Origin of the sequence: Chitinophaga sp. RCC_12, assembly GCF_041360695.1 — a bacterium.
Lineage (GTDB): Bacteria > Bacteroidota > Bacteroidia > Chitinophagales > Chitinophagaceae > Chitinophaga.
In genome coordinates this window covers 511,331-528,685 of record NZ_JBFUPS010000003.1, presented here as the reverse complement: position 1 = coordinate 528,685, position 17,355 = coordinate 511,331, and the positions used below count along the sequence as shown (strand labels likewise).

The following is a 17,355-nucleotide window of genomic DNA, read 5'->3' as shown; positions in this document are numbered from 1 at the left end:
ACTATTCTTTCACCCTTCAATTTTAATACATGCGTTGAAGCAGTATTTAGTAAGAAAAGGAAAAGGGACAAATTTTTTTAACGAAAAATTTGTCCTCAGGGCGATTCCGCCGGGAGCTCACCGTTATCTTTAAGATCAGCCATAGTCGCCATTATTAAAACCTGATACAATTATTTCATAGCCGCGTTTTTGAAACATGTATCGTGTCCAGCCTCCGGACAACAGGTATATCCAAACAAACAGACCAGGATAAATTTAAAACAAGCCTAATAAATTCCACTATGAACATGAGAGCGATTTACACTTTACTACTAACAATTTTTTATCTGACTGCTTCGCAGGGAGTACGTGCGCAAGCGTATACCTGGAACCAGGTCCGGATAGGCGGGTCCGGTTCGTTGCCCTCTTTTGTGGCGCACCCTATGGTACCCGATCTTTATTTTATCACCACCGATGTAGGCACGCCTTACCGATGGAATAAGAGCCTGCAGAAGTGGGAGCATTTAATGCTGTTTAAAAAGATACCGGTCAACTACTGGAACTGGGAAGTTAACCAGCGTTGCGGCAGCATCGGGGTAGATCCCAATGATGCCACCGGCAATATTCTTTATGCTACCGTGGAAAACGGCGCCGGTCCCTCGCCCGGCAAAGGTTCAAGCTCAATGGGTACTATCATGAAGAGTACCGACAGGGGTGATTCCTGGACTGACCTGAATGTACCCATTGTTGTGCACCCCAATAGCAGCCAAACCTACGGGGACCGTATACAGGTGGATCCCTCCAACAGTAATACTGTATGGGTTGTTACAGATCAGAATGGTGCCCTGAAAACGGACAATGCCGGTGCCAGCTGGTCGCAGGTGAGCGCCATCACTACAGTAGGCATCTGCTCCTTTATTCTTTTCGACAAAAGCGCCGGCACCATTTCCATAAACGGCCAGAATGTTAGCAAGCGCATTTACATTGGCCGGCCTACAGGCGTATGGGTATCAGAAGATGGTGGTGCTTCCTTTACCCTGATGACTAATAGCCCCCTTTATCCTATCCGGGCGGTGATTCACGCAGATGGAACCTTGTATGTATCTGCCGGAACCGAGAATCAAAAAAAAGGCGTTTACAAGTATAAGAGTGGCAGCTGGCAGGACGTGTCTCCTGTAACGTTAGATCCCGATCCGGTTAATAGCGACCGGCACTTCGCTAAAGTGGCGGTTAACCCCGCCAATTCAAATGATATTGTTGTAAGCACCCGTGGCAGCTGGCAAAAAGATCCTTATTATATTTCAAGGCAGGGCGGCGCCCCCGGCACCTATACCCAGGGAAAGATCACCCGCGATAATTCGGAAGCGCCGCATTCGGCGAATGACGGGCTATATTATAATTCACCGGGGCATAATGCTGCTGCTTTTACCTGGGATCCTTTTTACCCTAACCGGATATGGCTCAACGATATGCTGGATATACTTTCCACAGATAATATCTTTGACCCCGTTTCCAACTGGAAGATCCGCGTAGCGGGCCTGGAAGAAATTGTGGTAACAGGCCCTATGGCGGCTCCTCCCAGCGGCAAGAACCTGTTGCTCACCGCTACTGCAGATGTGGGAGGCGCTCACCACCGTTCCCTTACTGAACCACTGAACCAGGGCGCTGTTTCCGGCACTGCCCTGCACTATGGCATCGGCTCAGCGTTTAACATGCAGGGAGTAACGTTCCAGTATACCGACCCTAATTTTGTTGTCCGCGTAGGCTGCGACGGCCCGGCGGCTAACAGGATCGATGCATCGCGCGCGGGTTACTCCACCGATGGTGGTGATACCTACACCCTTTTCGCGAAATCGCCCGGTTTGCGTGGCCGTGTAGCCGTATCCGCTGACCGGAGGAATATCCTCTGGCTCACTCAAATAGATGTCAATGATGCTCCTGGTAACGTTTACTGGTCGGAAGACCTGGGCACCACCTGGACCAAATCCACCGGTACTTCTTCGGGCATTTTACCCGCAGGCCCGCAGTTCAACCTGTATCCCGGGCAAAACCATCTCGTGGCGGATAAGGTGAACGGCGATTATTTCTATATCTGGGACCGCGGTTCTTTTTATGTAAGCACCGATGGCGGGAAATCATTCCAGAAAACAACCGCCACTGGTCTTACTGCAAATGCCGGCAACAACTCCAATGGCTCCGCTTATGCCACTACCTCCAACATTGAAGCAACGCCGGGGAAAACAGGGGATGTATGGATTGCATTTTATGATGACACTTATCCGCAATACTCCGCCCTTTACCATACCTCAGACACCGGCAAAACATTCAGTAAGGTTGGCGGCGAAAATTTCAAGCCCAAATGGATAGCTGCCGCTATGTCCGACACCACCGCCAATGCGCACCTGGCTTTGTACGCCACCGCCCAGATCCTTCCCATCAATGGCATTACCTACGGCGCCTTCCGCTCAGATGACACCGGCCGTACCTGGACCACCATCTTAGACCGGGTGCCAGGCGTGGTGCAGAATATTACGGCAGACAATAAAGGAAGAATGTTTCTTGCCATCAGCGGGAATGGCATCTTCTTCGGCTCGCCGGTAGCCGGCCCTGTTCAGTCGGTGGAAATAGTCAATCCCGCATCAGACACCCTTGTAAAAGGATTCTCCGTAAAACTGAACGCAAAGCTCACGCCCACATATCCCACCAATCCGGCTGTTACCTGGAGTTCCTCGGATACCGCAATCGCTAAAGTAGATCAGATCGGGAAGGTGAGCGGCATTAATGCCGGTACCGCTATTATTACCGTTACATCAGTCGATGGAGGGAAAACGGATACAAGACAGATCACCGTCGTTCCTCCCACTATATCCACCGGCCTCACGATAGACAGTGTGGTGTATGGCACCATGAATACGCCTCATCAGATCGTCGCTACCATTGTGCCCTCAAATACCACCAATAAAATCCTGAATTGGTCGGTGGCGGATAGCACCATTGCAAGGGTGGATGCCAACGGCGTGGTTACCGGCTTAAAACTAGCTACTACCAGCCTCACTATTTCCACAGCAGACGGAGGCTCCACTAAAACGGTGCAGCTAATCGTGAACACCATTGTAACAGCCATCAATGCAGGTACAACGGCAACAACGGGAAGCCCGGCAACACCACTTGAAAACACAGCGGTCGGCCAGTATATACCCGAAGGGCCCGCCGGAACCGATAAACTATGGCATGCAGGGTATACCTGGAGCGTTCGTAACGCGGCAACGATGGACCTGAGCCAGGTAACTGCACCCGCTCCGCGCCAGGTATACGAATATATGCGCATCAGCAAAAATTCGGGGAGCCAGCTGCGCTACTTTTTCCGCAACCTGATTCCTAACGCCAACTATTCGGTACGCCTGCATTTTGTTGAGCCCAAGGATGCCGACAAAGCCAAACGGTTGTTTAATGTGAAGACCAGCGGCGACAGCCTCATCAACTTCAACATTTACCAGGCGGCCGGCAATAAGCTGAACACTGTGATTACACGCACCCTTGAGGCAAAAGCTGATAACGCCGGTATAATAACGGTAAACTTCATTCCTAAAATGGACATCAACGATCCTAACATGGCTTCTGTAGCCGCCCTCGAGGTAAGCATCATCCCGCTCCAGGGAATCAGCATTAATTCAGACAGTAGTAATCTTTATGTAAGTTATAAAGACACACTGAAACTGACCACTACACCGGCAAATGCCACCAACAAGAACCTGGTGTATAAATCTTCCAATGACGCCATAGCTACTGTAGACCTGAACGGTATAGTAACAGGAAAAGGCGCCGGCACGGTTACTATCACCGCTACCTCAGCGGAAAGTAATTTCACCGCTACCAAAACGTATACGGTTATTTACATACCCGTTACATCTTTAACACTGGATAGCACTTCGGCTAATGTATTTGTAGGATCAACTTTACAACTGAACGCGACCATCAACCCGGCAAAAGCCAGCAATAAAGGGGTAGTATGGACATCCTCAGACACCACCCTGGCTAAAGTAAGCAACAATGGCACTATCAGCGGTATCAAACAAGGCGATGTAATAGTAACCGCCACCTCGGCAGACAACCCGGCTATTGCAGCACAAGCCAATATTCATGTAGCCAATGTACTGGCCACCGGTGTTACGTTGCAACCATCCACCGCCACTATCGGCGAAAGGGATACGCTGCGTGTGAAAGTTAATTTCCTGCCGGCTAATACCTCCATTAAAAAAGTAACCTGGAGCAGCTCGAATACAACCTTAGCTACGGTTGACACTACCGGCCTTGTCACCGCTATTAAACAAGGTAGCGTTACTATTAACGTCAATACACTGGATGGTTCAGGGGTTTCAGCAGTCTTGCCGGTAACAGTAGTGCCGTTTGATTCCTGTGGAGGAATACCCAATTATGGTTTTGAAAGTGGTCTTATTAACTGGATATCTTATAAAGGGCCTGTCGCTACAGTAGATGCCGTGTACGCCGTTAGCGGCAAAGGCCATTCGGGCGACAAAGCCGCCACGCTGGGTTCCACTACAGCAAGCACCGCTTTGAACATAAAAGATTCCATACCGGTAAGAGGCGGCAGTGTCATCGTACTTAGTCAATGGGTTAAAGTAGAAAAAGATGCTACAGGTTATCCCTGGTGGTCAGGGTATGGCGTTGGGTTTGTAAATAACCAGGGCGCTGCTACCGGTACTTCTTACCAAAAACAAATAGACAATGTGACTGCATACCGCGAGAACTGGGCTCAGATCAGAGATACCATCAACGTGCCTGATAGCGCCACAGGTCTTACTTACTGGGTATCCAAGGTCGGATTTGGCACCGTGTGGGTAGATGACTATTGCATAGAAGTTTTAAAAACAAATCAATCGGCTGTTTATGGCATAAACGCGGGTACTACGAGCACGCCTCCCGGCCCGTATGCAAACACCACCTTCGCGCAATATGTTCCGGAAGGACCTACCGGAACCGATAAACTATGGCATGCAGGTTATACCTGGATACAAAGAGTGAGTTCTCCTGTAGATCTGTCATATGTAACCGATCCCGCTCCTCCGCAGGTATACGAGTATATACGTGTGTTCAAAAGCAATGTTTCCCAGATGCGTTATTACCTGCGCGGCCTCACCCCTAATACGGTGTATGCTATCCGGATGCACTTCGTTGAGGCACAGGATGCAGAGAAAAATAAGCGGATATTCAGCATCAGGGCCTCTAATGGACTGGACAGTCTTACAGACTTTAATATATACCAGGCCGCAGGTAACAGGTTGAATACCGCCGTAATAAAAACCATCAGGGCAACAGCCAACAGCGCAGGTTTGATAACGGTGATGTTTTATCCTAAAACAGGATTGTATGATCCTTACAGTGGTTCAATTGCTGGTATCGAAGTACGGAACTTAACACCGGCAGATTCACTGCAAAGTGTAAATCAAAATCAAAGCATGGTCGCAGTAACTGGCAATAAATTAAGCAGCGGCGCTAAACTGGATTTTACAACGGATGTATATCCGAATCCTTCCGGTGGCGTGTTTAATGTAAAAATGACTTCTTCCTCGAAAGCGCCGACGCTACTCAGGATTGTTAATAACTCCGGCACTATCATTTATTCTACAAAAATAAATGCCGGCGTGAATTACCAGGTTGGTGAAAACCTGCTACCAGGTATTTACTATATCAATATTAGTCAGGGTACGCAAAGCAAAACGATGAAGGTGGTGAAACAATAATGCTGTTTTTCTTTTAAAGAAAAAAGAGAACGCCGGTTAAAGGGCGTTCTCTTTTTTTATTCCTATGCTTCCCGGTTCGGGATTAACCGATATTCCATCTGCTGCCTTCTTATAAAAGATAATTGTTTTACTGTTTGCTGTACATCGTGATTTCACTCATGTTGATGGAATTAGAATTATTCACCGTATGCAACACCCTTATGCGGATGTAACGTGCCGGCGGGGCCTGTGGGATAAAGTTAAATTTCATCGCCTCATTTCCGTCGTCACCTCTTATGGCGGTGGTTAATAATGTCCATCCTTTACTGCTCATTTCAGCAGCCCATCCGGGATCAGTGCTTTTCAGCGATGTGGCCGCGTTGGAAATATCCGCAATACCCCATACTTCAAATTCGGAAGGATTATTACAACAGTTTCTGCCCGTTTCCTCTATCTGGCCCAGGTTGTATAATTTGCCCATGTCGAAAGTGAGGGTACGTGGCAGTGGGTCGTTGGAACCATTGTCGTCGCTGTGGAAAATGTTGGGATATCCCTGCGGACCTACGCTGCCGTCCCATAATTTGCTGACGCGGGTGTCCGACTGGTAGATGCCCATATCATTTGGCAGGTCGTGTTCCTGGAACAGGCTTTTATCGCAGGCCACCAGTTTGTAAATGTCAGGGAAGGTATCGTAGCTGTTGGTATAAAAAGTATCCAGTGCGCTTTTTGAAGGGATGTAGGACGACTGGTAAGTGACCGCCTGACCGGCTTTGTAGCCAGGTAAATTGACAGAATCCTGGTCGCCGGCAATGGAGGCCACAGCAGCCACACCGGCGGCATTGGTATACCTGATACTGGTGCTGATATTAATAGTATCAGGTATGGAGAAGAACAAAGTTACGGAGCCGTCGTTACGAACTTTATAAGGCATGGTCGCATCCGGGAGGCGGTTATGTAATGAGCTTTTATAAATACTACCGTATACATGCGCATTATCAATTTCCGTTACAATAGACCGGTTACCGGCGGCATCATAGGAATACAGAAAAAACGTATAGGCGTATTCGTTTAACCCGGTGATAAGGCAACGTACCGTATCTGAAGGATTATGCGAAGTGGCGTTGATGGTTACGGAATCCTGCCGGTTGTTCCAGAACAACACATACTTGCTGATGCTGGGATCGGGGCTGGGCTTCCATCCTATGGCCAGGCGGCCGTTGCCGGGAAACAGCGTAATCCCTGATACAGTACCGGGGTACTGCACCTCTGTATTGCCGAGGAAGTCGCGGAAGTCAGTTGCCTTCCGTGTACAGGCTATGAAGAAGAATAAACCGCAAAGTGGTAAGAAGAGTTTTGCAGTTATAGGATACTTTCTCATCTCTTTATATTTTTAATAAAATAACTTTAAACAATACCGGTAGAGGGGATCAGGTAAGATACGCTACCTGTTATCGCCCCAAATACTGAGTTCCATGATGTGAAAGAATTCATTACTATGCGCTGCATTGGTAACACATTCAAACCGCATGTACCTTACTTTGGGCAGGTTCAGCGAAAAGTTATATCCAAAGCCGGCATTCCAGAAAGCCAGATCGGCATTGTTATACGCCGGTGATACCAGTCCGGATGGTTGTGCAGGCAAATGATAAACACCCATATTAATCCATCCGCCGGGCGTTGCCTGTCCTAATGCCGGGAGGTTGGTGGTATCCGGTAATATTTCATCCACCGGTTCATCTGCCCGGCCCCACATCACCCAGGTATCCGGATTACCGTATCCCCAGAGATAATTACCATCATCCAGGCCCCTGCCCCAGAGTGTAAACCGGCTCAGTTTAGCTACCTGTCCCATGTCGAATGTTACCCATTTAGGTAATGGCGCCGTGGTAGGATAAGTAGAGTGATAGCCCGGCCGGCCGAGGTTATTATCCCACATGTAACGCAGCTCCCATCCAAAGCTCGATCCATCATCGGAATTGAGCTTGTAAACATTGAACTTCGATTTATCCATGATCGTTTCGTAGATGGGCTTGATAGTGGCATACACCGTGTCGGAGATATTCCCGAATTCATCTGCCAGGTATATTCCAAACTTCCTGGGGATGGTATCATACCCCCTGATGCTGTAATTGATATTTTCCAGGTTGGTGTAGTTCTGGTTTTTGATCTCCATCTTCTTTGTAGTGGCATCTTCCGTGATAGTCACCACCCCGATATTATCTTTAGCGGTGTTGGTAACACTGATATTGATGCCGCCAAAATCTGCACGCATGACCACGGTGGGCAGCGCCTGAAGATAAGTGGGCGTGCCGGGATGCACCGTAACTTTTACAGGATCGGATTTCACATCTGCACGGGTAACGGTGTACAGCGTTACCGTATAATCCTGGCTTTTTGCAAAACCACCTACCGCGATGGTATCGGAATAAAAGGAAGACTTGGTTTGCCTGCTTTTGGTATCGTTGATCATGTATTCTGCCTGCACATAGAGTACATTTTTTGAGTCGGGTAAGGTGTAGGTGATATATGCGCCACCGTTTTTATTGATCACCCTGATATTGGAAACCGGCTGTGGCTTTGTTTTATCATCCGAAATTACATCGTTGTATCCATCATTCTTCTTACAGGAATACTGGATCATCAGTAATGTAACCACCGGTATCAGCACGCGGAATATTTTATATATAGCATCCATATAAAAAATTAAAAACTGGTTTGAAATGATTTCGTGTACGCATGCCTGTTATCACCAATAAGGTGTTTGTACCAGGTTGGGATTGGTGAGCATGTCGTAGTCCTGGATAGGAAACAGGTAATCCCTTAGCCCGAATACCGGCTGGTATACATTGGTGAGCTGATAGAATCCCTGCGTGGTGCGTTGTTTCGCGTTCCAACCCTGGAAAGGACCGTTGAGTACTGCCTGCAGTTCTTTCCATCTTCTCAGGTCCCATCCTGCCTGTCCTTCAAAGGCCAGTTCTATTCTTCTTTCCTGGTGGATGATCGCTCTTAATCCTTCTTTAGAACCGTATTTGGTGGGATTACGGGAGAAGTTGGACCACGCCTGCACCACTCCCGGCAAACCGGCTCTTTCCCTTACCTTGTCGATATAGCTGTATACTTCTGCACCCGGACCATTGGCTTCGTTCAGGCATTCTGCGTACAACAGCCACAGGGCTGGTAAGCGCATGAATGGCCAGGAGTAATTGGTTTGCACGGATGTTTGTCCGAAGGCAGTTTGCCATGGCACCAGTTTCTTTGGCCAATAGCCGGTAGCGTTATAACGGGTAGGTGTATACGCAGCAAATCCATTTACCGCATTTACATAATTGGCGTTGTTATCGTCTGTGTTGGCAGAGCCAAACCAGATGCTGCCGTCGAAGGCTACGTCGGCATAATACCGGGCTTCGCGGTAGAAGTTCCCGCGGGCGGTGGTATAGCCTTTACGGATATAATACCGGTGTGCATCATCGCCGGTTTGCACTTTATAACGGTTCGCATAATCCCAGGTACGGTCTTCGTTGATAGGCACGCCGTTTTGTGTATAAAACAATTCCGACTGCGCCATTGGAACGGAGAAATTGGAATATACGGCAAATCCGTTGGAAGCTGCATCAGCAGTAACTCTTGGGGAAGCCATATACTGCCAGCCGAATTGCGGGTTGAGAGTCCATATCTGTTCTGTATTCCACGGATCGGTGAGTGCGCCCTGCAAGGTTACCAGTTGTTTGGTGGTGTCGGACATATGCACAATACCTCCGCTGGCCCTGAACTGGTAGATGGAGGCACCTGTTGCTACAGCGGCATCAATAGCTACTTTGCAGGCTGTGGCGGCGCGTTGCCATTTGGTGGCGTCATACGCTACCGGGAAAAGGCTTTGTCCTTCTTTTCCTTTGATGGATGCGTAATCCGGATTCCCATTAAACAACGGGCTTGCCTGTGTAGCCAGCACTTCTGCCTTTACTGCTTTGGCAATTACGGCCGTAATACGGCCTGCTTCTGCACCGGCATTCTGTATTACATCCGGCAGGTTGGGAATGGCCTGGTCCAACAGGCCTACTACGTAACCAAAGCAGGAGTCAACGGATTGTTGCTTCAACCGGGTTTCATCTGTAGGCGTATTCACGGGCAAGGCTACGTCCGAAATAGGAATGGGGCCATACATCCTGATAAGCCAGTAGTGATAGTACGCTTTCAGGAACTTTGCTTCTGCCACCCACCTGTTGCGCTGGTGTTCCGGAAGGTCCAGCGGCTGATCTACGTTATCGAGAAAGGTGTTGCACATGCGGATCGACTGCCACAGGTTTAACCCCATATTATAACCATCCCAGTAATTTAATAATGGATTGGGGCTGTTCTGCAAACCGCGCATTACGTTAAAGCCGTTGTCGCCGCCTGCACCGCCGAGTGTGTTCTTATCCAGCAGATCAATCGGGAATATCACTTCGCCGGAGCTGGTGAAACCCGCGTTACGCCTCACATCCGCCAGGCCCTGCATGTTGGAGTAACAACCAAACAGGTAGGCTTGTGTTTCATTTGCGTTGACAAATGAACTGTTCAGCGTAGCGACATTGTCCGGTGTTACATCTAAGTACTTTTTACAGGATACTGATAAGATGACCGGCAATACTACCAACAATGTTCTTTTAAAAAATCTCATTGTTTTATATTTTTTATACTTAGAAATTAAGATTTACACCCAGGTTGAATACTTTCTGGATGGGATATGCGAAGCCGTTGCCAGCCTGCTCCGGATCCCACAGTTTGAATTTGCTGAAGGTGAGCAGGTTCAGGCCACTAAAGTATACCCGGAAGTTGGTTAACCGTAATGGTGCGATCCATCTTTTAGGAAATGAATAACCCATTTCAACAGACTTCAACCGCACGAAACTTCCATCGCGCAACCACCAGGTGCTGGTTTGCTCATTGTTGGCAATATGCGAGGTGGACAACCGCGGCCAGAGGGCGTACAGGTTCTGGTTTTCCTCGGACCAGTGATTGTCGGCGTATACCTGCAGCAATTGCGCGTTATCTGCAAATGGCGCGGTGGCTTTCGGATCAATAAAGAATGACTCCCTTGCCAGTCCCTGGAAAAATGCGCTCACATCGAAGCTCTTATACCCGAAGGAAAAACCAAAGCCATAAATAATCTGTGGCGTGGTGGGCAAACCGATGGGCACCTGGTCGTCCTGGTTAATTACGCCATCACCGTTAATGTCTCTATATTTAATGTCGCCACCTTTAGGGAACTCGCTGCCAAAGTTTTGTACAGGAGAATTGGCGGCTTCTTTATCATCTACAAAAAGCCGTTCTGCCACATATCCGAACTGCTGGTTAACCGGGTTACCGGTGGAAAACCGGTAGGCATATTTATACTCCGGTTCTTCGTAATAGCGGACTTTATTGTCTGTTACCGTGAGATTGCCCATAACAGACAACCACATATCTTTTGAAAAATTCTGTTTGTAATCGAGATGAAGATCGAAGCCTTTTGAATCTACTTTGCCGAGGTTTGCCTGGAGGTTGTTGGAGGCGGAACCTTCAATACCAGCGGTAACGGGGATATATCCACGTTTGATCAGGATATTGTACCGGTTCTCGTTATATACTTCTGCGGTTACATTGAGTTTGTTGGCGATCGTCATTTCCACGGCGAGGTTACCTTTTTTGGAGGTTTCCCAGGTTACGTCCGGATTGGGATAAGCCTGTATGGTAGTACCTTTGAGCGTGAAGCTATTGTTGGTACCGAAGGTAGCGCCCGGACCATTCGCGTCATCAGGCGTTACACTGGAGAGATAGAAGAAACGTTGGCTGCCAATATTATCATTTCCTACCAGGCCGTAACTTCCGCGGATCTTCAGGCGGGAAACAATTTTGGCGATGCCGCCTTCCCAGAAAGATTCATTGGATACCACCCAGGCGCCTCCGATGGTAGGAAAGAAGCCCCAGCGATGTTGCGGTGCAAATCTTTCTGATCCATTGTAGCCAAAATTAAATTCAACAAAGTACTTTTTATCGAATGAATAGGTAGCTCTTCCTGAGAAGCCTAAGTTCCGGTAAGGTAGTGATCCTAACAAACTTCCGGCGTTACCATAAAGTGTTTGCTGGCGGGTACCTATCACGGTACCGCTCAGGTTACTTTTTCCAAAGTCGCGGTTATAATCCACTGCGCCCTGTAAATATATGTAGCTATAGATATTCTTAGCCCCTTCTGAATAGCCGAGGAATTCCTGTGCCTGTCCGGGTGAGCTGTTCAGCCAGTTGAGCACATAAGTATTGGCATCGGGATCATAGCTTCCTACTCCATAATAGAACGGTTTGTAGGAGCGGCTCAGGTCAAAATAAGAATAGCGGTTGGTGCTGAAAATACCTCTGAAGGTAAGTCCTTCTGTGATGAAGTTGAAGTCCTGGTTCAGCTCAAACTGTGCCGACATCCTGGATTCCGAGAAATTTTTATACCCGTACATCAGGCTGGCATAGGGATTATTCAGCAGGGAGCCATCGTTGCCGTAGGCGCTGCCAAATAAGATATGATTGGTGTTGGCATTTGCCGCATCCGGTTCGTAATAGGCAGGGAATGCCACCGGGCTGGTATGCAGCGCCCTGGAATACAGGTCGGTAGCCAATCCGGAGGCATCGCCGGTAATAGGGCCTGTATAGTCGTTGAAGTTACCCCAGAGGCGTACTACTGCTTCGGTTGTTTTGGTAATCTTTACGTTTACATTGGAGCGCAGCTGGTAGTTTTCGAACTTCATGCCGGAGTTGAAGTTGTTCACAGAGTTTACCTGTAAGATGCCATTGTCGCGGGCGTAGGATCCGGCGATATAATATTTGGTAACATCTGATCCGCCTTGTACGCTGAAGTTGGCGCGCTTGGTGGTCGTTTGATCTTTGAACAATGTTTTCATCCAGTCGACCGCCGGGTATACATACGGATTGCTGCCTGGCGCTTTATCGATGGTAGCTTTGGTAGCGAGTATGGCGTTGGGGGTGAAGTATGGTGTAGCCAATGGGTTCCTGGTAGTTACGGCTTCATTGTATTGATTCATGAAAGTAATCGGGTCTGCCAGTTTCAGGTTTTGCGTGGGAGTTGAAATGGCGTCTTCGAGGCGCACGCTTACCCTGGCTTTACCCGGTTTGCCCTCCTTGGTAGTAACGAGGATTACGCCGTTGGCGCCCCTGGCGCCGTACAGCGCTGCAGCACTGGCATCTTTCAGGATAGAAAAACTGGCGATATCATCTACCTGTAAGCGGGCCAGGTCGTTGGCGCTCAGTTCCACGTTATCAACAAGGATGAGCGGGCTGGCGCTGTATCCCAGGGTGGTAACCCCGCGGATAAAGAACTGGGAGTTATCTGCCCCCGGCTGACCGCCGCGCTGGAAGGCGATTACGCCGGCCATCTGACCGGCCAGGGCATTGGTTAAGTTACTGGTGGGGATTTTCAGGTCCTCCGGGTTGACGCTCGTGACCGAGCCAACTACGGCTTCCTTTCTTTGCTTACGGCCGAAGGCAGTTACCACTACCTCATCTACCGAGGCGATCACACTTTTTAACCGGATGTGATAATCTTTTTGTGTGGCATTTACCAGAAACCGGTGTTCTATAAAGCCTACGAAGGTTACCTGGATGGTAGCGCCGACGGGTACGTCGAGGATAAATTTACCATTGCGGTCGGTGGCGGTTCCACTGGAACTTTTGCCATTTACCGAGATGGTAGCGCCCTCCAGGGATCTGTCGGTGGTATCGGACACCGATCCGGTAATCGTTACCCGGGCCGGTGTTTGCGCGTGAGCGCTGCCTGCCAGGATCAATAACAGCAGGATTAAAAGGTAACGGGGAGTGGATAATGCCGTTGGCAAAACGGCAGTAAATCTCTTCTTGTAGCAAGTAAATTTCCTGAACATATTAAGAGCAATTATTGGAAGTATAAAAAACATAACGTGTATAAAATGCATAGTGATGCTTCCGGATATCCTGCAGGACAAACGGCCATCATAGTTATACGTGGCATTCAGTAACTAATGTAAAGGGAGAAAAAAAGTTTATTTCATAACGTTTACTTCATTCATTCCGTCATAACCTGGAAACCTGTAATTCTATCGTGATTAATGATTGATGTTGGTATCTCGCGAAATAGGAATGTGATTCTGTACTATCCTATACTATCCTATAGCAAATATATATTTTTTTCATAACCGCCAAAAGAAATGGGCAATTATTTTTTGCAGCGCCGCAAAAAAGGCACGGGAGGGTTAAACCGCAATCAGGTTAGGATAAAACAATATCATAAGAAGCGTAAAAGATACGTTTAACACATATCCTTTCGCTTTAAAACTTTATAAATGGATTATAACGATTTCCTTCTGATAAGTACAGTGGGGATTATTTCCCGGATCTTTTCGCGGGTTAAAACAAAGGCAGCAGCCTTTTCAGCCATGAGTTTGAAGTCGGTGGTATAGGTGGTAATGCCGTCGAAAATCAGTTCTTTTACAATATCATCGTTGTGCGAGAGGATGCCAATATCTTTACCGGGCTTGAGTTTCATTTGTTTGCAATCCTTGAGCATGGTCCACAGCTCGGCGTTGTTGATAGTGAAATAGACCTTCCCTTTTTCGAGGGTGCCCGGCAGGTATTCCGGTTTTATTTCACTTTTGATATTAAAATCTTTTACAAACTTCTTAAATGCCTGCAGGATCTCTATGGGGGTATCGGCTACGGGCCGGTGATAATACACCATGCCTTTATATTGCTTGATGACTCCGGCCAGGGCAGAAAAGGCTTTGTAGGACGACTGCTTAAACTCCTGTGCCACATAGGAGTAGTCACCGGGAATAGGCTCGTAACGATCTATCATCAGGAACTTATCCATCGGCAATGCGCCGAGGATACCGGCGGTTTTGTTGTGCGGGATAGGCGCTACTACATACATGCCATACTTGCCTTTTATAGTGTTAACGATACTTTGCAGTACTTCTATATTATTATGATGGAAGAAAATATCGATATGCACATCTTTGCCTAAACCAGCGCGAAAGGTTTTATAGAACATTTCCTGGAAGGCATCGAAGGCAAACAATACCAGGGCAATACGTAAGTGCTGTTTGATATTCACATTGGCCACGAAAAAACCAACACGGTTCCTGGGTTCTACAATTCCCCTGCTCACCAGCTCCTTATAGGCTTTCGCAATTGTTTCCCGGGCGAAACCAAACTCATTGATCAGTTCATTCACAGAAGGCAGCATATCGCCCTGCGCCAATCCTTTATTTTGGATAGCATTTAAAATACCATTCACCAATTGTTCATGCTTGGATAATCCGCTCACTGCCTCCATCTCATAAACCTGTTCAAATACGTGGTTCATACCGGGTTAATTAAATTGTCACTGTTAATATGTATTTCCGGAAAGCAATGCTGCTGTCCTATTCTATACCAACAAAAATAGCATTCCCTTTTTATATCTCCTGAAGAAAAAATCCGTTAAAAGTCCGCCTTTATATTCCCATTGATTTGTTATATTCGGTCAATTTCAACAAGATGGCAAAAAAACACAGTTTTGGCCCTGAAATTATAGAAGGCCATATCGACGAAAATATGCTTACCGCCAAAGTGAAGCTGGCGGCAATTCCCGAACCTGTTTCCCTGATGATAGACCCGGAAACAATCAGTACGGAGCCGGACGACTTTACCTCCCTGGTGGAAGCAACAAAGAAACTGGTAGCCTACCTGGATGGTGGGAAATTCGGGGAAATTGTTGACGCCGTTGCAAAGGAAATCAACGAAAGTGCCTATGGGCAGCAGGATGTACCGCCTTCGGCTGATGAGTTAACCGCCCTAATTAATGATCTCGCCTTAACAGGCATTGAAGTATTTCCGGAAGGTTTCATGCTTAATTTCATCGCTGAAAAGATCTTTCCGGGGTCAGAGATCAAAGTACAGCTGGAGGAGGATTTCTCTATTGACGACGTATCCATTTATGATTAAATAAAAAATGCAGCTATGCAGTTACCAGGTAACTGCATAGCTGCATAACATATCCGGCAATTAGTATCCCGGGTTCTGTTCCAGGTTAGGGTTCAGATCTTTTTCCCCTACCGGGATCGGCCACAGGTAGTCGCGCAGTTTATCAAACGTGCGGGTTTCAATCTTCTTACCATTGTAGTTTTCAATAGGTGCATTCATCACGGTTTCAGCGGTTTTCCAGCGGCGGATATCGTTGTAATACAATCCTTCCCCGGCAAACTCCACGCGTCTTTCATGACGGATTTCTGCGCGCAGTGCATCTTTGGATAAAGAAGTGGAAATATGCGGCATTTTCACCCTGTCGCGGATCTTGTCGAGCGCAGCAAAGATGGTAGCATCCGGTCCGCTTACTTCGTTTTGTGCTTCTGCGTACATCATCAGGATGTCGGCATATCTCAATACGATAAAGTTGATATCAGACTGGCCGTCTTTCAGATCCGACTTATCTTTTGGCGGTGCAATACTATCATAAAGGCTATACTTCTTCATACCATAACCTGTAATAGCAAAACGGCTGGCTGGAATAATGGCGCCGCGGTACATATCGGTCGGATAGGTGAAGGTGCCGTACAAGCGCGGATCACGGCGGAGATACGGACTATCTGCCTTATATCCTGAAGCCGGATCAGTAATGGGCAATCCGTTATTCATGTAATAGGTTTTGGCCAGGTCCAGCAACGGTGCGTTGGTATTGTATTGCGTACAGATCAGGTCGAATGAGCTGCCCTGCTGTGGGAAAACATACTGCACATCAAAAATAACTTCCTTGTTATTTTCATTGGGCTGTAAAAACAATCCGCGGTAATCGGCAAAGAGTCCGTAGCCTGTGCCGGCCAGCCCCATAACGCTATAGGCTGCATCGGCTGCTGCCTTCCATTTCGTCAGGTCGTTGGATGGATTCAGCAACGGGCTGGCTTCGTATAACAGCACCCTGGCTTTCAGCGCCATGGCTGCGCCTTTGGTAGCCCTGCCTACATCCGCTCCTGTGTATTTCACTGGCAGAAGCGTAGCAGCCATATCCAGGTCTTTCAACACATTGGCTACCACTTCTGCACGTGGAGTACGCGGTAACTTAGCCTGGGCGGTTCTGTCCGGCGGATCCAGGATTAACGGCACTGCACCATAATAATTTTCAAGTATAAAGTAATAAAGCCCTCTCAGAAAATATGCTTCGCCTTTCATCCTTTTCCGGATGTCCGCCTCAATTGCAGTTACTTCATCTACCTTCTTCAAAAAAGTATTGCAACGGCCAATGCCGCTGTAACAATCGGAGTAGCGGTTAGTAACGATACCACCGGTACTGGACATCTGGGTACCACGGGCAATGGAGTTAAAGCTCATCGCATCCGTTTGGTTGTAAGCATTGGGAGAAAGGGTTTCTTCCCAAAGCGCGGTGGCATTGTTGGAGGTTTTACCACCAAATATGCCCTGGTTGCGCAATACAGAGTAGCAGCCCACCAGGCCGGCATTGGCCGCTTCCGGTGTTTGCCAGAAGGTTGATTCCGGGTAACGGTCGTGCGGAGAAGTATCGAGCAGGCTTTTGTTGCAACCTACAGCCAGGAGACCTGTGCAGAAAAGTAAGAGATATATCTTTTTCATACTATTCATAATTTGG

At 47.9% G+C, this 17,355-nt stretch carries 8 protein-coding genes; 2 read left to right on the top strand and 6 right to left on the bottom strand.

The genetic code is table 11. The features are described from left to right. The first annotated feature begins 287 nt into the window (after positions 1–287). On the top strand, positions 288–5,741 hold the full coding sequence (locus tag AB6805_RS11785) for an Ig-like domain-containing protein (protein ID WP_370909627.1): 5,454 nt from the start codon (positions 288–290) through the stop codon (positions 5,739–5,741). 127 nt (positions 5,742–5,868) lie between these two features. Here the strand turns inward: AB6805_RS11785 and AB6805_RS11780 are convergent, their stop codons facing one another. From AB6805_RS11780 to AB6805_RS11760, 5 genes are all read right to left on the bottom strand, one after another. Then, complete coding sequence (locus tag AB6805_RS11780; protein ID WP_370909626.1) at positions 5,869–7,098, bottom strand: DUF4998 domain-containing protein; 1,230 nt, start codon at positions 7,096–7,098, stop codon at positions 5,869–5,871. 63 nt (positions 7,099–7,161) lie between these two features. Then, positions 7,162–8,415, bottom strand: a complete 1,254-nt coding sequence (locus tag AB6805_RS11775; protein WP_370909625.1) for a DUF4959 domain-containing protein — start codon at positions 8,413–8,415, stop codon at positions 7,162–7,164. Between the two features lie 51 nt (positions 8,416–8,466). After that, positions 8,467–10,377, bottom strand: coding sequence for a RagB/SusD family nutrient uptake outer membrane protein (locus AB6805_RS11770; protein WP_370909624.1), 1,911 nt, complete (start codon positions 10,375–10,377; stop codon positions 8,467–8,469). 19 nt (positions 10,378–10,396) lie between these two features. Further along, positions 10,397–13,621, bottom strand: a complete 3,225-nt coding sequence (locus AB6805_RS11765) for a SusC/RagA family TonB-linked outer membrane protein (protein ID WP_370909623.1) — start codon at positions 13,619–13,621, stop codon at positions 10,397–10,399. Between the two features lie 443 nt (positions 13,622–14,064). Further along, the gene (locus AB6805_RS11760) at positions 14,065–15,081 is read right to left on the bottom strand and encodes a GntR family transcriptional regulator (RefSeq protein ID WP_370909622.1); all 1,017 of its coding nucleotides are present in this window, start codon (positions 15,079–15,081) and stop codon (positions 14,065–14,067) included. A 173-nt stretch (positions 15,082–15,254) separates the two neighbouring features. Here AB6805_RS11760 and AB6805_RS11755 point away from each other — a divergent pair, with 173 nt between their 5' ends. After that, positions 15,255–15,701, top strand: a complete 447-nt coding sequence (locus AB6805_RS11755) for a hypothetical protein (RefSeq protein ID WP_370909621.1) — start codon at positions 15,255–15,257, stop codon at positions 15,699–15,701. Positions 15,702–15,761: 60 nt separating this feature from the next. Here AB6805_RS11755 and AB6805_RS11750 read toward each other — a convergent pair whose 3' ends face one another. Next, positions 15,762–17,339 (bottom strand): RagB/SusD family nutrient uptake outer membrane protein, encoded by a 1,578-nt coding sequence (locus AB6805_RS11750; protein WP_370909620.1) that lies wholly within the window; start codon positions 17,337–17,339, stop codon positions 15,762–15,764. Between the last annotated feature and the right edge of the window lie 16 nt (positions 17,340–17,355).

What these genes read in the sequence shown, in the direction of transcription:
- AB6805_RS11770 (WP_370909624.1), bottom strand. Translation starts at nt 10,377, where the DNA reads ATGAGATTTTTTAAAAGAACATTGTTGGTAGTATTGCCGGTCATCTTA.
- AB6805_RS11785 (WP_370909627.1), top strand. Translation starts at nt 288, where the DNA reads ATGAGAGCGATTTACACTTTACTACTAACAATTTTTTATCTGACTGCT.
- AB6805_RS11775 (WP_370909625.1), bottom strand. Translation starts at nt 8,415, where the DNA reads ATGGATGCTATATATAAAATATTCCGCGTGCTGATACCGGTGGTTACA.
- AB6805_RS11765 (WP_370909623.1), bottom strand. Translation starts at nt 13,621, where the DNA reads ATGTTCAGGAAATTTACTTGCTACAAGAAGAGATTTACTGCCGTTTTG.
- AB6805_RS11780 (WP_370909626.1), bottom strand. Translation starts at nt 7,098, where the DNA reads ATGAGAAAGTATCCTATAACTGCAAAACTCTTCTTACCACTTTGCGGT.
- AB6805_RS11755 (WP_370909621.1), top strand. Translation starts at nt 15,255, where the DNA reads ATGGCAAAAAAACACAGTTTTGGCCCTGAAATTATAGAAGGCCATATC.
- AB6805_RS11760 (WP_370909622.1), bottom strand. Translation starts at nt 15,081, where the DNA reads ATGAACCACGTATTTGAACAGGTTTATGAGATGGAGGCAGTGAGCGGA.
- AB6805_RS11750 (WP_370909620.1), bottom strand. Translation starts at nt 17,339, where the DNA reads ATGAAAAAGATATATCTCTTACTTTTCTGCACAGGTCTCCTGGCTGTA.